This window comes from Xenorhabdus doucetiae (assembly GCF_000968195.1).
GTDB lineage: Bacteria > Pseudomonadota > Gammaproteobacteria > Enterobacterales > Enterobacteriaceae > Xenorhabdus > Xenorhabdus doucetiae.
Map to the genome: position 1 here is coordinate 2,083,655 of NZ_FO704550.1, position 19,787 is coordinate 2,103,441.

At 45.8% G+C, this 19,787-nt stretch carries 15 protein-coding genes; all 15 read right to left on the reverse strand.

Annotated features, from left to right (window positions below):
• Positions 1 to 15: 15 nt before the first annotated feature.
• Positions 16 to 2,652 carry a type VI secretion system ATPase TssH gene (tssH, locus tag XDD1_RS09385; RefSeq protein WP_045970614.1) on the reverse strand — a complete coding sequence of 879 codons (2,637 nt, stop codon included), beginning with the start codon at positions 2,650 to 2,652 and terminating at the stop codon, positions 16 to 18.
• A gap of 24 nt (positions 2,653 to 2,676) precedes the next feature.
• Positions 2,677 to 3,729, reverse strand: a complete 1,053-nt coding sequence (tssG, locus tag XDD1_RS09390; RefSeq protein WP_045970616.1) for a type VI secretion system baseplate subunit TssG — start codon at positions 3,727 to 3,729, stop codon at positions 2,677 to 2,679.
• Positions 3,730 to 3,735: 6 nt separating this feature from the next.
• Positions 3,736 to 5,610, reverse strand: a complete 1,875-nt coding sequence (gene tssF / locus XDD1_RS09395) for a type VI secretion system baseplate subunit TssF (RefSeq protein WP_045970618.1) — start codon at positions 5,608 to 5,610, stop codon at positions 3,736 to 3,738.
• Positions 5,611 to 5,640: 30 nt separating this feature from the next.
• Positions 5,641 to 6,195, reverse strand: coding sequence for a type VI secretion system baseplate subunit TssE (locus tag XDD1_RS09400; protein ID WP_045970620.1), 555 nt, complete (start codon positions 6,193 to 6,195; stop codon positions 5,641 to 5,643).
• A gap of 17 nt (positions 6,196 to 6,212) precedes the next feature.
• Positions 6,213 to 7,871 carry a type VI secretion system-associated FHA domain protein TagH gene (gene tagH, locus XDD1_RS09405; protein WP_045970622.1) on the reverse strand — a complete coding sequence of 553 codons (1,659 nt, stop codon included), beginning with the start codon at positions 7,869 to 7,871 and terminating at the stop codon, positions 6,213 to 6,215.
• 69 nt (positions 7,872 to 7,940) lie between these two features.
• Positions 7,941 to 8,510 (reverse strand): Hcp family type VI secretion system effector, encoded by a 570-nt coding sequence (locus XDD1_RS09410; protein WP_231854490.1) that lies wholly within the window; start codon positions 8,508 to 8,510, stop codon positions 7,941 to 7,943.
• 89 nt (positions 8,511 to 8,599) lie between these two features.
• Positions 8,600 to 10,102: a type VI secretion system contractile sheath large subunit gene (tssC, locus tag XDD1_RS09415; RefSeq protein ID WP_045970624.1), complete on the reverse strand. Its 1,503-nt coding sequence runs from the start codon at positions 10,100 to 10,102 to the stop codon at positions 8,600 to 8,602.
• Between the two features lie 3 nt (positions 10,103 to 10,105).
• Positions 10,106 to 10,636, reverse strand: coding sequence for a type VI secretion system contractile sheath small subunit (tssB, locus tag XDD1_RS09420; RefSeq protein ID WP_045970626.1), 531 nt, complete (start codon positions 10,634 to 10,636; stop codon positions 10,106 to 10,108).
• Positions 10,637 to 10,697: 61 nt separating this feature from the next.
• Complete coding sequence (gene tssA, locus XDD1_RS09425) at positions 10,698 to 11,771, reverse strand: type VI secretion system protein TssA (protein WP_045970628.1); 1,074 nt, start codon at positions 11,769 to 11,771, stop codon at positions 10,698 to 10,700.
• A 56-nt stretch (positions 11,772 to 11,827) separates the two neighbouring features.
• Positions 11,828 to 15,541 (reverse strand): type VI secretion system membrane subunit TssM, encoded by a 3,714-nt coding sequence (tssM, locus tag XDD1_RS09430; protein WP_045970630.1) that lies wholly within the window; start codon positions 15,539 to 15,541, stop codon positions 11,828 to 11,830.
• A gap of 3 nt (positions 15,542 to 15,544) precedes the next feature.
• Positions 15,545 to 16,768, reverse strand: coding sequence for a DotU family type VI secretion system protein (locus XDD1_RS09435; RefSeq protein WP_045970632.1), 1,224 nt, complete (start codon positions 16,766 to 16,768; stop codon positions 15,545 to 15,547).
• A gap of 8 nt (positions 16,769 to 16,776) precedes the next feature.
• Complete coding sequence (gene tssK, locus XDD1_RS09440) at positions 16,777 to 18,123, reverse strand: type VI secretion system baseplate subunit TssK (protein ID WP_045970634.1); 1,347 nt, start codon at positions 18,121 to 18,123, stop codon at positions 16,777 to 16,779.
• Positions 18,116 to 18,691, reverse strand: coding sequence for a type VI secretion system lipoprotein TssJ (tssJ, locus tag XDD1_RS09445; protein ID WP_052705679.1), 576 nt, complete (start codon positions 18,689 to 18,691; stop codon positions 18,116 to 18,118). The genes tssK and tssJ overlap by 8 nt, the downstream gene beginning before the upstream one ends.
• A 1-nt stretch (position 18,692) precedes the next feature.
• Positions 18,693 to 19,085 carry a DUF4150 domain-containing protein gene (locus tag XDD1_RS09450; protein ID WP_045970637.1) on the reverse strand — a complete coding sequence of 131 codons (393 nt, stop codon included), beginning with the start codon at positions 19,083 to 19,085 and terminating at the stop codon, positions 18,693 to 18,695.
• Between the two features lie 21 nt (positions 19,086 to 19,106).
• A complete protein-coding gene (locus XDD1_RS09455) occupies positions 19,107 to 19,781 on the reverse strand; it encodes a DUF3540 domain-containing protein (RefSeq protein WP_045970639.1) in 675 nt (224 codons plus the stop codon).
• Between the last annotated feature and the right edge of the window lie 6 nt (positions 19,782 to 19,787).

Below are 19,787 nucleotides of genomic sequence, written 5' to 3' on the forward strand. Positions count from 1 at the left end.
TGGCCTCTTGGTGATTTAATGGGTGAACTGAAATTGAAACTCATCCTGTTCGAGAGAAACCCGAAGATGCTGGTATTGTTCATGATGCGCGCTGGCAGAAAGCAGTTGCTGACTGATTTGCGGCAGCAGCGTATTGGTCAGGATTGCATCAACCATTCGTCCGCCGGACTCAATTTCGGTGCACCGGCTGACGATATGTTCGACCATAGCATCATCGAATGTTGCTGTAATACCGTGGTTTTCCAACAGGCGTTTTTTAATCCTCGCCAGTTGTAATTGCACAATACTTATCATTACTTCATCACTCAACGGGTAATAAGGAATAACCAGTAGTCGTCCCAACAGGGCAGCAGGAAATACATTCAATAATGGCTTGCGCAACGCAGCACTGAGCTTTTCTGGCTCTGGCAGTGTCTCTTGTTGGGTGCAAAGTGCATTGATCAATTCAGTGCCGATATTGGACGTCAGGATAATAATCGTATTGCGAAAATCGATATGGCGCCCTTCGCCATCTTCCATCCAACCTTTGTCAAAGACCTGAAAGAAAATCTCATGGACATCAGGGTGAGCTTTTTCGATTTCATCCAACAAGACCACACTGTAAGGACGGCGGCGGACAGCTTCCGTCAATACTCCCCCTTCGCCATACCCCACATAGCCGGGCGGAGCCCCTTTCAAGGTTGATACGGTGTGCGCTTCCTGAAATTCACTCATATTGATGGTGATCAGGTTTTGCTCCCCACCATATAACGTTTCGGCCAGCGCGAGCGCGGTTTCGGTTTTACCCACACCGGACGGACCACATAACATGAAAACCCCGACGGGTTTATTAGGATCGTCCAGTTTGGCGCGTGAAGTGCGTACACGTTTGGCAATTAATTCTAACCCATGATACTGACCAATAACACGTTGGCTGAGGGTATCCGCCAACTGTAATACGGCGTCGATTTCGTCTTTTACCATGCGATTGAGGGGAATGCCTGTCCAGTCTGAAACAACCGAAGAGACAATATTGCTGTCTACAGCGGCAAAAATAAGTGGCTCTTCTCCCTGTACGGTTTTCAATTGTTGCTGTAACGCTGACAATTCGGCGTGCTTTGCTTCAGGGACATCATCATATTGCTCTGTGTGCAATTGAATTCGCAGGGAAATAATTTTATCGATCAAGAAAAGCTCTTGTTCCCAACGTTCCTGCAATTGCGCTTTCTGCGCTTCCAACGTGGCGAGTTCATGCAGAATAGTTTCTGAACGTTGTTGATCACCGATGCCTAGCTTAAATTCCCGTTCGGCAATCTCCCGCTCAATGTGCAGTGCCTCTATACGATGACGGCAATCTTCCAGTTGCGCAGGTTCGGCATATTGGCTGATGGCGACTCTGGCACAAGCTGTATCCAGCAGTGCCACCGCCTTGTCGGGTAATTGACGGGCGGGAATATAACGGTGTGAAAGGCGCACGGCGGCTTCCACGGCTTCATCCAGCAACAGTACATGATGGTGCTGTTCCAGTGCCTTGACCAGACTGCGCAGCATAAGCAGCGCCTTGCTTTCATCAGGTTCATGAACTTGAACCACCTGAAAACGACGGGTAAGGGCAGGATCTTTTTCGATATATTTTTTGTACTCAGACCACGTTGTGGCACCAAGAGTACGTAATTGACCGCGCGCCAAGGCCGGTTTTAACAGGTTGGCCGCATCACCGGTTCCCTGTTGTCCGCCGGCACCAATCAAGGTGTGAATTTCGTCAATAAACAGAATGATGGGCGTCGGGCTGGACTGAACTTCGTCGATCACTTTGCGTAAACGAGATTCGAATTCGCCTTTGGCACCGGCTCCAGCCTGTAGCATACCGATATCCAATAACCAAAGCTGGACATTGCGTAAAGGCGGAGGGACTTCTTGTGCCACAATCTTGAGCGCTAATCCTTCAATCACCGCGGTCTTGCCGACACCCGCCTCACCGGTCAGCAGGGGATTATTTTGGCGGCGACGCATCAGAATATCAATAATCTGACGAATTTCCTCATCGCGCCCTGAGACTGGATCAATTTCCCCATTGCGCGCCCGGGCAGTCAGTTCCTGGCCATATTGTTGCAGAGAAGATTGTTGCAGAGAGGAATTTGCCGCAGCTTGTGGCGTTATTCCCTGTATATCCGTTGATGATGCACTTGCCTGGGATTCATCGCTATCGTTGCAAATGCCAGTGAAATTATCGAGCAGGGTATCGGCATTAATCTGATCAAATTGGGGAGAAATGGATTTCAGCGTATTGCGTAAATTAAAGGTTTTCAGGATGCCGATCAGCAAATGAGCGCTGCGAATTTCACTGACACCAAATTTCAATGATCCGTATACCCAGGCGCGCTCCACCGCATTATCAATATGCTCGGAAAGGTCAGAAATAGCACTGGCGCCGCGTGGTAAGCGATCCAGCGCGGTCACAATGTCTTCCGTCAGTGCGGATTCATCCAAGGAAAAATAGCGGATAAGCTGCTGTAAATCGCTGTTTTGTTGCTGCATGAGTTGATGCAGCCAGTGAACTAATTCGACATAAGGATTGCCACGCAGCTTACAAAAGGAAGTGGCACTCTCTAAACAAGTGAACAGGGTACGGTTAAGTTTGCCGAAGAGTACAGAACGACTGATTTCTGACATAGCGTATCATCCGTAGAGTGAGGGTTAACGGTGATAGATCAAATCGCCACGATGGGCGGGTTGGGGATTTTTACCCGGCTCAACGTGGCCAAGCCAACTACTTAATCCCAATTTGACTGGTTCTGACAGACGAATGCCTTTGACATCCGATTGATGGAGAATCAACCGGATGTCCCATGCGTATTCAATTCCCAGATATTGATAAACCCAATCATATAACTGTTTTGATTTAGATTCTCCCGGCAAGAACATCTTATATTCAGCGATGCTGAGCGGTCCCAACTCAATGCGAAACTTATGCTGAATATCGTAGAGTGCAATGCCCAGAAAAGCCGATTGACCTAAGCGGGGCAGGTGGCGTCCTGCTTTTAATTGCGCTTGATCCAATATTTCGATATTTAGCCATTGAGGAATATTCTGCACAATTTTTAACGGGATCTGGAAATAAGAAGCCAGTATTTTTTCCAACCCTTCTGCGCTATGCCCTTGACGGGATAAATGGCCGGATAATGAGTAACGGGCATGATCATGGATGGCATCTGGATTTTGCTGTGCAGGTAATCCCATTCCCACTAAACAGGAAAGATAATGGCAAAAGCGTTGGTTATCCTGACGGTCGAGTGATACGGTTGGCCGGGTATTGGCCCAGGCGCGATAGAACAACTGGATTAGCCTGTGGTGAAATAAATTGGCAAATGCGTTCAGCGTGGGATCTTGATGATTATATTGTCGCGTATAAGCATATTCGGTCATATGCAGTGGCAATGGGCCATTGGGGCCGAACAAGCCAAAACTGTAAATCAGCATGTCAACCTGTTTTGAGTTTTCCCGCTGCTTGACGTCGGCAATCGTCGAAGGAGCGAAGATCAGGGACGCTTTTTGCCCCAACCGCAGTAGATCATGTTTCGGCAATGGGGCAGTACCCAGCCTGTAGTATGCCCCGGATTGGGCATCGATACGGCGCAGCGTTTGAAATAAGTCGAATTGCCAAGGTGTTTGGGTGAGTTGTTGCCAAAAATCATCGGGCAAACGACAGAGACGATGCAGAGAAATAGCGTTCTTTTGATTCGTATTCATTGTTGTTTATATCAATCGCTTGTTGCCCATGCGGGCAGGCCAAAAACCGATATTGCCGCGTTGCTGGCTATACAGCGTCATTTCAGTAAACGCGTTCATGGTGACCAGACGTGAGAAGAGTCTTTCCAGTACGCTGCCTAACAGCCAAGGGCTGGTGCCCGCAAATTCTTGCTCATTGACCTCTATCCTGATGCTGACGCCACGGGCGAAAACAATCGGGCCGGGTTCAGGCACCCGTCGATAAATGGTCTTTAAGGTACAATGGCGGATGCCGTTAATTTGGCGGATGACGGCCGGTTCTGCAAGGTTGGCATAGAGACTCAGCAATTGCCGCAATGCCTGAGTCCCTTGCTCGTCATCTTTATCCATAAAGCTCAGGTAATTGAGTTGAAGTTGGCTAATTAATTTCCAAGCGGCTGAACCTTGGGTTAAGGCAGGGCGTGGAATGGTGGGTCTTTTGAGAAACGCAATTTGGTTAATAGGAATTGAATCCAGCATGGCAAAATTGTCGAGATCTTGCTGACGCAGCATCGCCGATAAATCACGGTTAGTACACATCACTTCGGCAGTCAGGAATTTTAATTCATTGGGCCACGGAGCGTGTTGTTCATCGACAATGGAAACAAAGGCTTCCGTTCCGACATAACTGGTGCGGGTTCCGTAGTGCTGGGCATGTTCAGATAAGATACGCGGTTCACGGCGCACAGAAAAGTAAGCACCGTAATTGCCTTTATCATCGCTGAAAGTCGACCAAAATGGCCTGAATACTTGGGTTTCTTTGCGCTTGATGTTTGCCCCGTGCAGGCGCTGTACTGAGAAAATTTCGTAGTCCAGCGGACGAAGATTATCGACTACCAAATGGTATTCATTGGTACTCTCTTCCACAGAGACACGTTCCGTGATTTTAGGGAATAAATTAATCACGGGGGTACTGTTTATGGCCAAATACGTGGTCTCTACCAGACGTTCCAGATTGGCATCGGCTTTGTCCAAAAGCAGTATCAGCTCAAATTCACTTTTTTCTTGTGTTTGTTTCAGCAAAGATTCCATGCCACTGATACTGAAAAATTGAAAGCGTGCGGGAAAAGCAAAATATTCTTGGAGTTGCCGATAACCACTGAAATTACGTGGATCATTGGGGAGTAATGCCTGATCATCATCAAATCCCTCATGATGGGGGAATATATCGGGCAAGACCTGATATTGAGGGGCATGACCCAGTGTCTGGCATACCATGCCGACAGAATGTTCCATAATCAGTTCCAACAATTGCTGGGATTGAATATCTGGCCCGGCAAGAAAAAAGACCAGTTTCTTGAGATCCAGCTCATTGAGGAAGAATTTTCCCTGGCAGCTAAGGTGAATGCGCAGCGCACTGACGGCACCATATTGATGAAGGTTCAATGCCACGAGTGGAAGATCGGCCGGAATTCTGCCCAGTTCAACGTTTTTTAGCTGCAATGGCTGCAAAGTGACATCTTGTGTGGTGGTATAGTGGAAATTGATGCCGTCTTTTTTTAATGTTTGACAGTGCATGACGGTGCCACGCGGCACTAAAAAGCCGTGACTGATATCGCCCTTGCTGGTATCCGGCTGGAGTTCGACGATGGCCATTGACGGTGTGGGAGACAAATAATTCGGGTACAGCATCTCCAGTAATTGCTCGGAAAAACGTGGAAATTCCGCATCCATTTTTAATTGAATGCGAGAAGTCAGAAAAGCGAAGCCTTCCATCAGGCGTTCAACATAGGGATCGACAACATCAATGCCATGCATGCCTAAGCGATTGGCGACCTTAGGGTAGCGTTCGGCAAATTCTTTGCCCATTTCACGTAAATACATTAATTCACGGTTATAATACTCAAGCAATTTATTGTCCATAGCCCCTCTTATCTCTTCTCTGTTTCGACCTTACCCGGCTTCTTTGATGGTGAAATAACCATTTTCCAGATCGATATCACTACGGAACAGGAATTCCAGTGGCCAGGGAACGCACCACAAAAACCCTTTTATTTCTATGGATAAAGTATTGTATAGCGTCAATGAATGGGTATCGGAAACACAACTCACTTCAAGCCCATCGGGAATGATACGGGGTTCGAAGATATGAATTGCTGTCATGATCCGATGTTGGATATCTCCCCATTCTATTTCAGACAGACATTTACCCGATAAGGGAGGCAAACCAAAGTTATAAACCGAATGGCGAATTTCTGGAAAGGGCGTGAGATTTTGTTCAGACTCACTATTGATATTATTGAGCAACCATTGCAAATCCCTCAGGACATTCTGTCGTAAGGCCGAGTGCGATAGCATGTAATTGTTGATTGCTTCTTGTTTTTTATCCGGCTCATTATCGGTGAGCCTGTCCAATAAAGAAGGCAGCATTCTGTCTTTAGCAGTAATGCGTACCGTGTTATTGCGACTATGATAACCACCATGCAGTAAAGTGAGATTGTCATTCATGGATTACCTACTCGCTATTATGATTGGGCGTTTTTATAACGATTCACTTCTGCTTCATAGGCTTGCAGGAAATTTGCCCCAAACAGAACAGAATCTTGTTCAAACTCATGCACGATTTTTTGATAATGTTTGGTGAGATACTCCCACATTGATGCTTTGTTGCTCGATGATAGCGACAAACGTGGCAAACAATCGTCTTCCCGCGCTTTTCGTTCAAGAACAGCAGGATGGAATAAATGTAATATGTCTGTTGTAATGGCGCGTATTCCCGCAATCATGCCTGATTGGTGCGCTTGTAACTCGATTAAAATGTCATGGGTTGCCTGTTCAAGTGGCATAAAACCGGGTATATGGCCACCAAACATCAGTGCTAAAACCGATTGACCGGAAGGTAACAGTTTAAAGGGATTGTTGGCGTCAAGCAGGGGTTGGGTCATGGCGGCATTGGCTTCGCGTTTGAGTTGGGTACGTGAAGCATTGAGTGCGATGATGCCTTGGGTTAAGCGGCTAACCAAAAGACCTAACTGATACATCTGGTGTTCATCAAATTGCAGTCTGCTTATCTCTTTTAGCCCCATGCCATCCAATAATGCCGCCAGTAACTTCCCTTCCAATTTGACACTATGGGTTTGATAATTATCTGTTCCTTTAGTTTGGGAATAATCTTGGAAAGATCCTTGTGGGTCGTGGAAGGCTTCCTCTTTAATCGGATTTCTTTTTTGTGTATCAGCCAATACAGGCTCAGAGGGCGGTTCAGGCAGCTCAGAAGGTTCAAAAATAAATTGAGGTTTCGAATTAGTCGCTTCATCCACTGAGTTCAAGGGGGCTGCGTTATCTAACAATATTTGGTTTAAGAGATCATCATTTTTGACATGTTGTAGTGTCTTCATGTGCTTATCAGAAAACAGTGCCAGTGGGTCAATTTCCTGCTTATCATCATCTTGATCATCAGGTGGCAATCCATCAGGCGGCAATAATGTGGTCGGTGTATGGTCATTCAGGATATCTTTCTGTTGGAACGTCGTATCTGAATTGAACATCGCAATCGGATCGGTCGCCCGTAATTGTAAGGCATCAAGATCGGTTGTTACCTCAATGTGCGCCAGTGGGTCAATGGGGTTCCGTTCTTGATAATGTTGGCCTTTTATCAGGGGATTGTTTACCCGAAGATCGCTGACCAGCGGATCGTTATCGTTTAACGCTTGTTGGGTCTGATGAGCATTAACAGGAGAGCCAGCATCAGGCGTGGGGAAAATTTGCTCAAGATCATCCCAGACTTCACTGGGGATCTTTGTTTCATCACCGGTCAGCGGATGTTCACCATGAGCTATTTGGGAAGTTGCCTGTTGTGATGCACGCTTATTAATATCAATGATTTGGATCTGATAATTGCCAATATTCAGCATATCACCATCGCGGATTTCAACCTGACGATCGGGAGCCAGAGGTATCATGTTCAATAAGACCTCAGAAGCAGAACCTTGATTGTTGAGCCGGCATTCTCCATCAGCGGAAATGGACACAATAACCTGCAATCTGGCAATGGTCAGCTCGTCATCGGGTAAATACCAATTATTTTCCGTGCCGCGACCGATTGTGCCGCCTGGAGGAGAAAAGTCATAACTCAGTTGTGGTGGTTGGTTTGAACCTGAGTTTTTAACAATGGTGAATCTCATAAGTATGAATACCTATTTAACCTTCCTGCGGGAACCCACAGGAAGGTTGTTAATGTTGGTTTATGTGCTTTATCCGACTTGATTGCTATAAGAATCCCATTCATAGCTGACTTCAGCGCCTTTAGAACCTGAGGCAAACTCTTGAGAGAAGTAGCTTTCTTTATGTTTTTGGAAGGCGATAAGAATAGAAGCATAAAAACCGCCATCCCCGTATGCCAGGCTGGATCGCGCGATCAAGGCATTGGTCAAGGTTAATGTATACCAAGGCTCTTGTTTACCTCCTTGCCGGCGTACATTCAGTTTCACTTCCTTGATATGTGTCCCTTTGACGAGATACTGGCGCAAGGTGATAGCCGATTTGTCAAACAAGATATCCAAAGACAAACCAGAAACGGACACGATACCTGCACCCAATCCAGTACCTTGAGTGGCATGATTGATACGATTAAGCACTTCCAGTGAAAACGATCTGACAGCAGTCCAATCTTTGAACTCGTTATCACCTGACTCCCCTTTAACATCAGTAAAATTAATATATGCATCAATGCCAGGAATAGACATAACTTCCGCCTTATTAAAGTTGAATGAAATAATGGGGCCAATAAAAGCATTCAATAAATGCTTATTGGCGTTAAGCATAAAAATATATGCGTGTTGAAAATCAAAGATGGGTAGGAGGTTTTGGCTAGTAGGATGTTCTATAGGTAAAATAGCTTAATTCCTTAATATCACGCTCCTTTTAATGAAGGTAATTTTGAAACCAAGCGCAGAGAAACGGTCAAGCCTTCTAGCTGATAATGGGGACGCAGGAAAAATTTAGCCTGATAATATCCCGGATTACCTTCTACGTCTTCGACCTGAACCTCTGCGGCTGCCAGCGGTTTTCTTGCCTTGGTTCCTTGTGATGAATTGACGGGATCACCATCAACATAATTGATGATCCAATCATTCAGCCAACGTTCCATGTCAGAACGCTCCTGAAAAGTCCCAATTTTGTCGCGAACAATACATTTCAGGTAGTGGGCAAAACGACAACAGGCAAATAAATAGGGCAAACGAGCCGCAAGGTTGGCATTGGCAGTGGCATCAGGATCGTAATATTCCGCCGGTTTTTGCAGGGACTGGGCGCCAATAAAGGCGGCCATATCCGTATTCTTGCGATGCAATAACGGAATAAACCCATTTTTTGCCAACTCTGCCTCACGGCGATCGCTAATGGCGATTTCTGTGGGGCATTTCATGTCCACACCGCCGTCATCAGAGGGAAACGTGTAGCAAGGCAAGTTTTCCACAATACCGCCGGATTCTACGCCACGGATAGAAGTACACCAGCCATACAGTTTAAAAGAACGATTGATATTCACTGCCATAGCATAGGCGGCGTTTGCCCAAGTGTAGTTATTGTGAGTGGGACCTTCGGTATTCTCCTCAAAATTGAAATTATCAACGGGGTTTGTGAGCGCGCCATAGGGGAGGCGGGAGAGGAAACGCGGTAGCGCCAACCCGATGTAACGCACGTCTTCGGATTCACGTAAGCTGCGCCAAGGCGCATATTCCGTGTTTTGGAAAATTTTTGTCAGATCCCTGGGATTGGCGAGTTCCTGCCAGGACTCCATTTGCATCACACTTGGTGAGGCGCCTGAAATAAAGGGGCAGTGTGCTGCCGCACTGATTTGTGCTATTTGGCGCAGCAGTTCAACATCCGGTGCCGTATGGTCGAAATAGTAATCTCCCACCAGGCAGCCGAAAGGCTCGCCACCAAACTGACCATATTCCGCTTCATAGATCTTTTTGAAAATCGGGCTTTGATCCCAACTCACCCCTTTGAAACGTTTTAGTGTGTTGCTCAATTCCTTTTTGGAAAGACACATCACCCGGATTTTCAGCATTTCATCAGTTTCGGTATTGTTGACCATATAATGCAAACCACGCCAAGCGCCTTCCAGGGTCTGGAATTCCTCATGGTGCAGAATATGATTCATCTGTTGTGATATTTTGGCATCGATTTCAGCAATCAATGACTGGATAGTACGGTAGGTATCGCCAGAAATAGTGACCGTATTTTCCAATGCCTGTTGTGCCAGTGTCTTCACCGCATTTTCAACGGCACTGCGGGTATGATCACTTTGCGGACGAAATTCCTTATTCAACAAAGAGCTTAGTTCATCAGGGGTATACTCTTTTGCGACTTGCGCTTGTTGAATTTGGGTTTCTTGTTCAGTTGAGCTCATCAATTACTCCTTATCTTCAGTACCTTCTTCTGAAGCATGATCTTCAGGTTTTGGTGCTTCCGCCAAGGATTTCAGCAGGGCGGGGTTTTGCAATATTTCGGCAATCAGTTTTTCTGCGCCGTTTTTACCGTCCATATAAGAAAGCAGGTTTGCCAGTTGGGTGCGTGCTTCCAGCAATTGCGCCAAAGGCTCGACCTTTTTGGCGATGGCATCAGGTTGAAAATCTTCCATATTTTCGAAGGTTAAATCGATATTCAGTTTGCCATCACCGGTCAGGGTATTTTCAACCTGAAAGGCCGCCCTTGGCTTGATGGAACTCATGCGCTCATCAAAGTTGTCAATGTCAATTTCCAAAAATTTGCGATCATTGACGTCAGGTAAGGCTTCTACCGGTTTTCCTGCCAAATCGGCCATAACGCCCATAACAAAGGGTAATTGAACTGCCTTCTCTGAGCCGTAAAGCTCGACATCGTATTCAATCTGTACGCGTGGAGCACGATTGCGTGCAATAAACTTTTGTCCACTGGATTTCATAACACCTTCTCCATGACTGGATTCACCGACAAATAAGTGAATGGATTAAAATAAAAAATGATTAATCTGTATCAGGGGTATCATCAGGATGATTTGGACGGCCGAAAATGGTCTCAAGCTGATTTAACCCTTCTGGCACAAGATCGTAGATAATATTCATAAAATCGCGGTCAATCAGCCGTAGAATGCGATCAATCATTATCGGAGCCGGGTGGCTTGGCTCATGTTGAAGAAAATACGTTTTGGCTTTTTCCAATAAAATACGTGCATCATCACGGTGACTGGCTTCGACTTCGTGCCAATGAACCAATGTCACGTTCTCGGAAGTTGCAAGGGTTGCTGCTGATGACGCCGTTTGTCCTGTTGCAGTTTTCGGTTTTATAAACGGCGCGGACTCAATGAGTTCTGTATTGGCAGCATGTTCTGCGATACCACAAAACCCAATGATGGTATCCAGTTGTTTTAAAAACTGCGGCAATTCGGGGATATGGGTATCAGATAATTTGTGGCGAATAATTTCAGTCAGGGCAGTGAGTTGCTCGCGAATGGTGATGATTGCCAAGATCTCAGGGCTATTAGCTTGTTGTTTTAATTCATCCACTAATCGATTGCGTCCACCGGTATAACCTTTGATTTCGGTGACTGTACCGTTAAGCAGTAAGCAAACTTCCTGTAATGACAATTCTGTCGAAACACTTTTGAGTATCACGGTGTGTTGCGCTTTTAGCGTGCACGGGGAACCATCTTCGATCGCAGCCAGCGTGTTGAGACGAAACAGGGGATCATATTCACCATTAAACTCCAGTTTTGGCCACACATCTTGCCAATAACGCTCCAGCGTCTGACGGAGTAAATTCAGGCCATCGGCATAGCCACAAATTCCCCGTGTATTTAACCATGCCTGCATCAGGGCGATGATGACACGCAGATCTTTAGAACGGGACAGCAACTGAGTGGCTTTTTTTTCCACCTCTGTCCAGTTGGGCGGCTCAGCCGGGATAAGCACCTCACCAAACTGTTGTTCTGGTTTTTCGATGAGGAACCGTTCTAATGCCAGAAATTCATCATCATATTCGAGGTCTTCCCCGCAGGGAAACTCCGCACTGATCGGAGTGAGTAAGGCATCAATATTCATGGTATTTTCAGCTTATATTCAGTTCACCGTGGTGATCTCGATCGTGGGGATATTGATTATGCTGCTTGAAACAGTTCCGGGCTTGGGCACGAGAAAGCAGGGAAGTTAAACGGGCTAAAAACACTGTTCGGCGTAAATTCCAGTAACACTGTATGGCCACTGATATTAAACCCTGCCCGTAAGCTCATATCATCAGCATAAGTTGGGTTGCCGGTTTTGCCACGCCAGATTCGTTTGGCATGATCCAGTAGTCGGTTCAGTGCCCAGAAACCCGACGTTGATAAGTTCGCGGTTGTACCATTACTGAGATTTAATTGAATGCGAACCAGATTGGTTTTAGCGGGTCCCGGCCAGCTAACGAGCTGTGAAAGTTGCGGGCCGTGGCTGTATTCTACTTTCTGTCCATCGACATCCAGTATCATGCTTAATATGTCATTATCCATGCTGACCGGGCGAACCATGACGCGAAATAATGGCGTCGGGGTTCCGGCGGTAAATAGCGTATCGCGGATAATCTGGGCTTGCTGAAAAGGTTTAAGCAACGCTTTTCCCCCCGGCAGGGATTTACCATTCACGCCGGGCATAAATTGCCATGTTGGTTGCGTTGTATCGACCTTACCCACTAAATTTTTCTGGAAAAAACTGTCCATTAAACCGGTTTCGGGAGCAAACATCCGGGCCATGTCATCAGGCTTGATATCCTGCCGTGCGTTAGGCATCAGCGGATAGCGATGAGCAATGGCCTGGTTGCAAAAGCCACCAATTTCTGCATTGAGGTGCTTACCGACATTTTTCATGTCACTGAGCTGAGTATCGTGACTTGCGCCAACCGCGAGTGAGGAAACCATGCTCTGAAACGGCATGGGCAGCCGTTCCGATGTGGTTTGTAACTGCGTAATAATCTTACCGTCAGGCAAGGGCATCCCCGTATTGGTTGCATTTTGCACTGAGATTAAATACAGATATAACTCACCAATTTCTTTTAAAGTTTTATCAAAAGGAATAATGGAACTGTTTTTATTGGTTCTTTTTGCCAATTCAAGAATGGGGGCAAAATGTTTTTCTATTTCTTGTTCGGGTTGCTGTTCCGGTAAAGATTGAGTGTTATAGGACAACATTTGTTTCGGGATCTGTCTGGGCACTAATTTCGAGGTTAATTTATTCGACTGATTCTTCACAAGATTGCTTTTCACAATATTATTGAGTTGCTTGATATTTGGGTTATTTTCATTCAGCGTGACATTCTTGCTGATATTAATTAAAAGATTGCGCATCGGGGAATCGGAAGAAGACAATAAACGTGCTGTACTGGCCCGTTGCTCTAAACTATCGATATTTCTTAAACGAATATCCGCTAAAAATTGATTCCACTGATAGATGTAGTCATTAATATAAAATTGCTTAACGGAATATTTGATCTCCTTATCGGTCTGCTTTTTTGCATAAGTACCGTTTGCATAAGTACCGAGCACCCAGTTATCTTGTGAATACAACGTGGTGAGAAAAGTATTGAGGTTTTTTCCAATTCCTGTCTGATAACCCGCCGGTGTGAACATGCCCGCTATCCCCTCTGTAATAGGCGCGTCACTGATACGTGAGAAAGCCAATTCAGCTTGAGGGCCGGCAAGGGTGTCCAGATTGACGGGAGATAAATTGGGATCATTCATTAACTTTTCTTTTAAATAGTTATAAGCGCGTTGTGCCGGTGGCAGGCTGCTGATTAATGCCTGTTTTTTTTCGACCAGAGCGTCATCAAAAATAAAGGGGGAAGCCACAACGTGGTGATCTAACAATTGGCCGATATGTTCCCCAATTTGTTGCAACTGCTGTTGAGTGGTATCTGCATTTAAGTGGGTTTTTAAATACTGCATGATCCAGTTATGCAGAAATTTACCCTCATAATGTTTAGGCTGATATAACATTTGATAAGCCTTGAGCGTATTGTAACTTTTCTCTGCGTCCTCACTATTATCATCATGCATCTGGTGGGTGATGATGATGGCTATTTGCGGCAGTAATAAAGTTTGCAGTGCTTTTCTGTACAGAGATTGGCTGGCATCACTGATTTTTTCACCGCTATACAGCCCCATCCGATAGGATAAAGGGGGATTTTCTAAAGAGAAATGCGAGCTTTTATCTAAATAGGCCAAATTGTTTAAAATGGGTAATAAGGCGTAAACATCATGGGACTCTTTTTTTAATTGTTCACCTTGTTTCACAATCGCCGGAATTTTGGCTTGGACTTCCAGTAAATAATTTTTGTTATTGCTATAGCTGGTCAAAAGTAAATTCGCCAACAATGCCAGTATGGCAACCGAAATAATATATCCCAATCCACCCAAAATGCGCTTGCGGTATACCCACCAGCGGTTATAACCGGCAATGCCTGCTTCCTGAAAGATATTGTCCAGTAAATTTTTCAAAAAATAAGTTTGCCGGGTTGGGACAGGGGGAATCATTCCTTTACCATTTCCCCATGACATCGCATGGCTATTGTTATCTGTGGGTAACTGAAAAGTGTGGTTAAATTTTTCCATCACATGGTCAAATGGAGTCCCTTCTTGTGTCCCACTGGTGAAATACAGCCCTCGTGGATAATAGGGTATTTCAAATCCCGACCTGGCGAATACGATGTCAAGATATTGTGCAATCAGCGGGCGCAGGGACGCAATTTCTTGTGGGAATAGATAACTTTCGGCACATTGCCGTGGATTATGTCCGTTTAACAGAATAGAGGGTAATTCAGCCTCCAACCGCAATTGTAACTGGCTATATCGTTGTTCAAAGATGCCATTCAGGTTGAACTCATTATTTTTATTCCATTTGCCTTGTGGAACCGAATCCCACGGGAAATTAAATCCCCAAATTTGCTCACGGGCGTTTTTGTCAAAATGAGCGAAATAAGCACTAAATCCTTTTAATAAATCGGTTTTGGTGACCATGACATAAATAGGTAACCGTATCTTGAGTTGTTCATGTAACTCTGACAGACGCCGGCGCAGCATATAGGCCTGTTGATCCCGTTTCTCCGTTGAAGGATTCAGTAAATCTTCCACATTAATCGTAATAATGACGCCATTAAGCGGTTGGCGGATACGGTATTTTTTCAACAACCAGATAAGGTTTTTCCATTCATCGGCATCTTGCTGGTGCACACTGTCCTGTGTGGTATAACGGCCTGTGGTATCGAGCAGAACCGCCCTATGGGTAAACCACCAGTTACAGCTATCCCTGCCCTGCATACTGTACAGGGCGGATTGACCAAAATAGTCCGACAGTGGAAAGTGCAGGCCGGAATTTGCCAGAGCGGTTGTTTTACCCGAATGAGGGGCACCGATAACCAGATACCAAGGTAATTGATAGATATATTGGCGGTTGAAGAAGTTTATCCAGCTCGGTTTATTTTTGTTGTATAAACCAGAAAAATAGGCTCTTTTCAATAACTTTGCCGCATCGGAAAAACGTTCTGCCAATGTAATAGAGTGTTCATTCTGCTGATTTTCTTGGTTTTCATCCTTGGTGATATTTAATTGCTTGGTCAGCTTTTGATTGATCCAGGATTGGTAAAACCGCGGTATTAGCTGAGTGAGTAACCAAATCACGAATAAAATAATAATGATAATAATGCGTGTCGTCATTGACGCAAAAGGAACCGAATTACCGACAGAAATAATAGGTCCAAAAAACCAGATAACGAAAGAGAAAGCGGTTATGCCGAGAAAACTCCAGGTTAATCGGCTGGTCATAAGAGAAAAGAGGGCATTCAGCATGTCTTAGTTTCCTTGCATCGTTTGATTTACAGGAGAAACTAACAGTGTGATTTCGACTCGTCTGTTTTTGGCTCGGTTATCGGCGCTATTATTGGGAACCAACGGATCGCTGGCACCTCTGCCTTCGGTTTTGACTCTTTCAGGTTGGTTCAGGTAACGTTGCAGTTCTTTTTTTACCGACTTCGCCCTTGCGAGTGATAAAGCGTAATTGGAGGGAAAACGGCGGGATTTAATCGGAATATTATCCGTATATCCGACCACCAGAATTTCTCCGTTAAAATGGTTCAACGCCTCAGCCACTCGCCTGATGACATCCAAATAACGGCTTTTGACCTGAATAGCACTGGTGTTAAACAAACCGTCTCCTTTTAATGTGATCACGCTCCTGTCAGGCAGGTCAGTGACAGTCAATAATTCCTCCGCGACTTCCTCCCGCAGCATACTTTGCAGATTCAGGGGAGGGGGGACAGGCGGTGACACCCGATCGCTGACTACCAGATTGGGCAAATTAGTCTGGTAAATTTTTGCCAAAATAGGATTGACCATATCATTCAACCGCCAATTCAGGCTGATATACAGGATACCGACCAAAAAAATTAATATTATTGTCGAGATCCACACCGGTAAGGAAAAGTGCCGGGATTTGATTGGTGCAGTAATGGCGCGTACTTTTTGTGATAATTCAGCGGGGTAACTCCCTCTCATTGAACGTATTAACTGAAACAGGCGTTGTTTTACCGTTTCCAATTGGGTGCGGCCGTTATCCATCACCCGATAACGCCCTTCAAAACCCAGTTGGAGACAGAAGTTAATCAGTTCTAACAGGAACAAGTTATCCCTGGGATTTTGCGATAGCTTGGCTAATAGCTGGAAAAATTTTTCCCCTCCCCAGGTTTCATTGTGAAAAGTGACGAGCAGGCCACTGCCAGACCAAACACTGCGAACCCCCCAAGGTGTCAGGGCTGCCGCTTCATCCAGTGCGGTACATAAACAGTAGCGGGCACCGATGATCACGGCGTAGGGCAGTTTGGCCTGTTGGCATTCCACCTCAAATCGCCGGATTTCATTAATCAGTTGCTGGCGTAAATGGGCGGGATCAGGGTGAACCGTTGAATGCCGGATCTGCGGGATGGTATTTAATAATGGATTGGCGGCAGAAACCAATGGGTTATGATTGGTATCACCAGAAAGCATGTCAGGTTCAGTTTTCTGCTTTTCCTGCATCATCGGCTGTGTTACCTCAATTTTTCCTGATTACGAACCGCCCAAAACTCGATATTCAGGCCAGGGAAATCACCGGCCAGATGTAATGCAAAGCCGCTGGATTTTTCCATCTGCTTCCATAAATCCCCCTCTTTTTCCAGTTCGAAATAGACATAACCTGAATGCCAGGGGATCTGTCTGGGGACAGAGGGCATTGCCCGCAGTGAAATACCGGGTAATTGCAATTGAACTAATTCACGTATGCGGCCAACGGGGGCAATTTTCATTTGAGCCGGGAAGTTGTTCATCAGCATCTCATTCGCAACGTCAGCATGGACAGCCAGAATAAAGCTGAACACATGTATCATATTGGCGTCGGGTAACGTCGCAATATTTAAGCCGTGAGAGTATTCCGTTAATGGCAACTGAATCGCATGTTCTTCCAAAATGATTGATAACCCTTGGCGCAGTTGGAACATAAGTTGATTGAAACACTGCGTTAAATGGTCATGATCATAGCGAGGCAAATTCTCTTCCGGCACACGGTGTTGGGAAAAGGTCGCCAATTCAGTCGCAAATTGTAGCCATTCACTGAATAACCGTTCCGGATGCAGTAATGACAGATGCCGGATATGGTTCACTTGGCCGCTATAGCGGTTTAACAGTGACAGCAGAAGAAAGTCCATAATCTCAGAATCATTGTAGCGCCCCAACTGTAACAAGCGCTGGCTGATTTGTTGGCGGCGTTGTTCCAGTAAGTCCTGTATATCGTTGATAAAGCCGACGATTTGTGGGCTGGCATGACTGTTGAGCAGCGGAGGAATAAATTGCGAATCAAGGTGGAGTTTCTTATCACTGGTTTTATTGATGACATGCACAATGCCCAATGCCGTCCATTCGGGCGTTAAATCAGATTCCAACATCAGGCGCAAACGCATTTTGCCGAATTGTACCGCAGCGTTGCCGACTGACATGGCATTAAAGTCATTGACTTCAACTTCAAAGCTGACAAAGCGGGCTAAAGAGTCACCTTTTTCACTGAAAATAACCTCTTCTTTCCCGCGCCGGAAAATGGGCAAGGCCAGAACAACATGAGTATCCGACAGATTTTCACCAAGCTGTAACGGCGTAGGGGCATGGGTGGCATCAAAACTAAAGGGCGTTCCGTCAGGAAAAATACCGCTGGCGGAGGAAAGGCTGACTTTACCTTGGTTGAGGAGTTTTTGATCTAATTCGAGCGACAAAAAACCCCAATAGTAAGGCGCTTGCGCTATTCCCCAGTCACGAATATAGGCTTCAAAATAGTTTTCCGCCTGCTGAAAGTGGTGAGGGCGTAAAAACATCCCTTCCGTCCAGATCACTTTTTCTGATTTATTCATTATTTTCTTTATCTCCAGCCGCACAGCTTGAATGACACTCTTTAATTAGACTTAAGCCTTTGTTGGTGACTTTTACGCACACCCGTAGTTCGTCAGAAGGAGAACGCCAGAACTGATAAAAAGGGGGATTTTCAGGTACAGGAACGGGAAATGAAATCCGCCATTTCTTACCGCTCAAATTTTTATATTCAGCGATCAGCCCGATATGGCTGGCTTCCGGTTGATTTTTTTCCATCAGGCAATGCGTGGATTGGGAAGGGAGGATAAACAGTTGATCTTCATTAACCAGTTTATCGCCCAATGCCTCCTGAGCTGTGCCTTGCAAGGAAAAAAAATCGGCAGACATAAACGCTTCATTCGATTTCAGCAAAAAAACGTCTATCTTCATCGGTTCAGAATCATTTACATTCGATTCGGTACTGAAGATAAATTGATAGGGCGGCAATTTTGCCTTTGATGAACAACCCGTTATGGTTAACAGTATTAAGGTTAACAGTATGGTGGTCATCATTGTTGTGGATAGCAAAAGTCCCTTTCTCCACAATCCGATTGAACTTAAACCAAACATGTCAGGCGGCGATGATCAGGACTTTGATCTGGCTGGGAACAATGCGGAAACCCATCGCATTCGTCGAATTCTGCATGGTAGAACTTGACATCCGGGTTACCGGAGAACCTTTGATCAAGACTGAGTTAGCCCCCATAACATGGCGGGAGGAACCCATTACCGTGCCGGAAGCGACGCCGGTATTGGTGCCGGCGTTATCTCCGGTGGTCATGGGGATGGTGGTTGCCAGATTATGTGCCGGGCAACCCATAAATAAAATGTTGGGTGCATTGCTGATACCGGTCGTCCCTTGTGCCATATTGGGATAGGGCACCGGTACAGGCGTAAACATTGGGGTCAGGCAGACATCGGGAACGGCGAGATCCATTCCACCCCCTTGAGAATTAGCAAACATCGTTTTCCTCCTGGCCGATATTTAGCCGATATGAATTTGTTCAGCATCAATTTTGGTCATGGCTTTTGCCGTGACCATCGTCTGTTGGGCGTGTAATCGGGCATAATTTTCCGCCCGCATATCTAATTGACCGGCACGAACCTGCTCAGTTTGGGTGGTATGCCGGAACAAGCGATGACTGAGTTGTGTGACGGTTTTCCAGAGTGATTCAAACTGATTGCCAACCAAGCGGGTGATTGAGATCCATGCTGAGAGTGATTTTCCGCTGTACTGCATTTCGCTGATATGGCAGTTTCCGTTGTTAGCGGTGATGGTTAAGTCATTACTGTTCATACTCAGGTTCCCTTGAGCAGTGATGGCCAGATCACCGGGGACGCTGATTTCAGCAATGCTCTGTTGTTCTGCCCGTTCTAATATGGCTAAGATCCAGCGCTGATTATTGATTTGCGTAATTAATACGGTATCGCCTATACAGGGAGTCAATAGGCAACTCACGGCTCGCCGGCAATGCCACTCACGGTTGGCATGACTGTTTGCCATAAAATCAGCCATAAAGCTGCCATCCTGAAGAACATCAACAATCTGGCCGCTAATCTGCTGCAATGGCTCAGTCGTAAGGGGATCAGTCGTAAAGGTATCGATCGCAAAGGGCGTTGCAAGGGGGTATGAGGAGAGCGCATAAGAAGGCTTCGTCATGTTGAT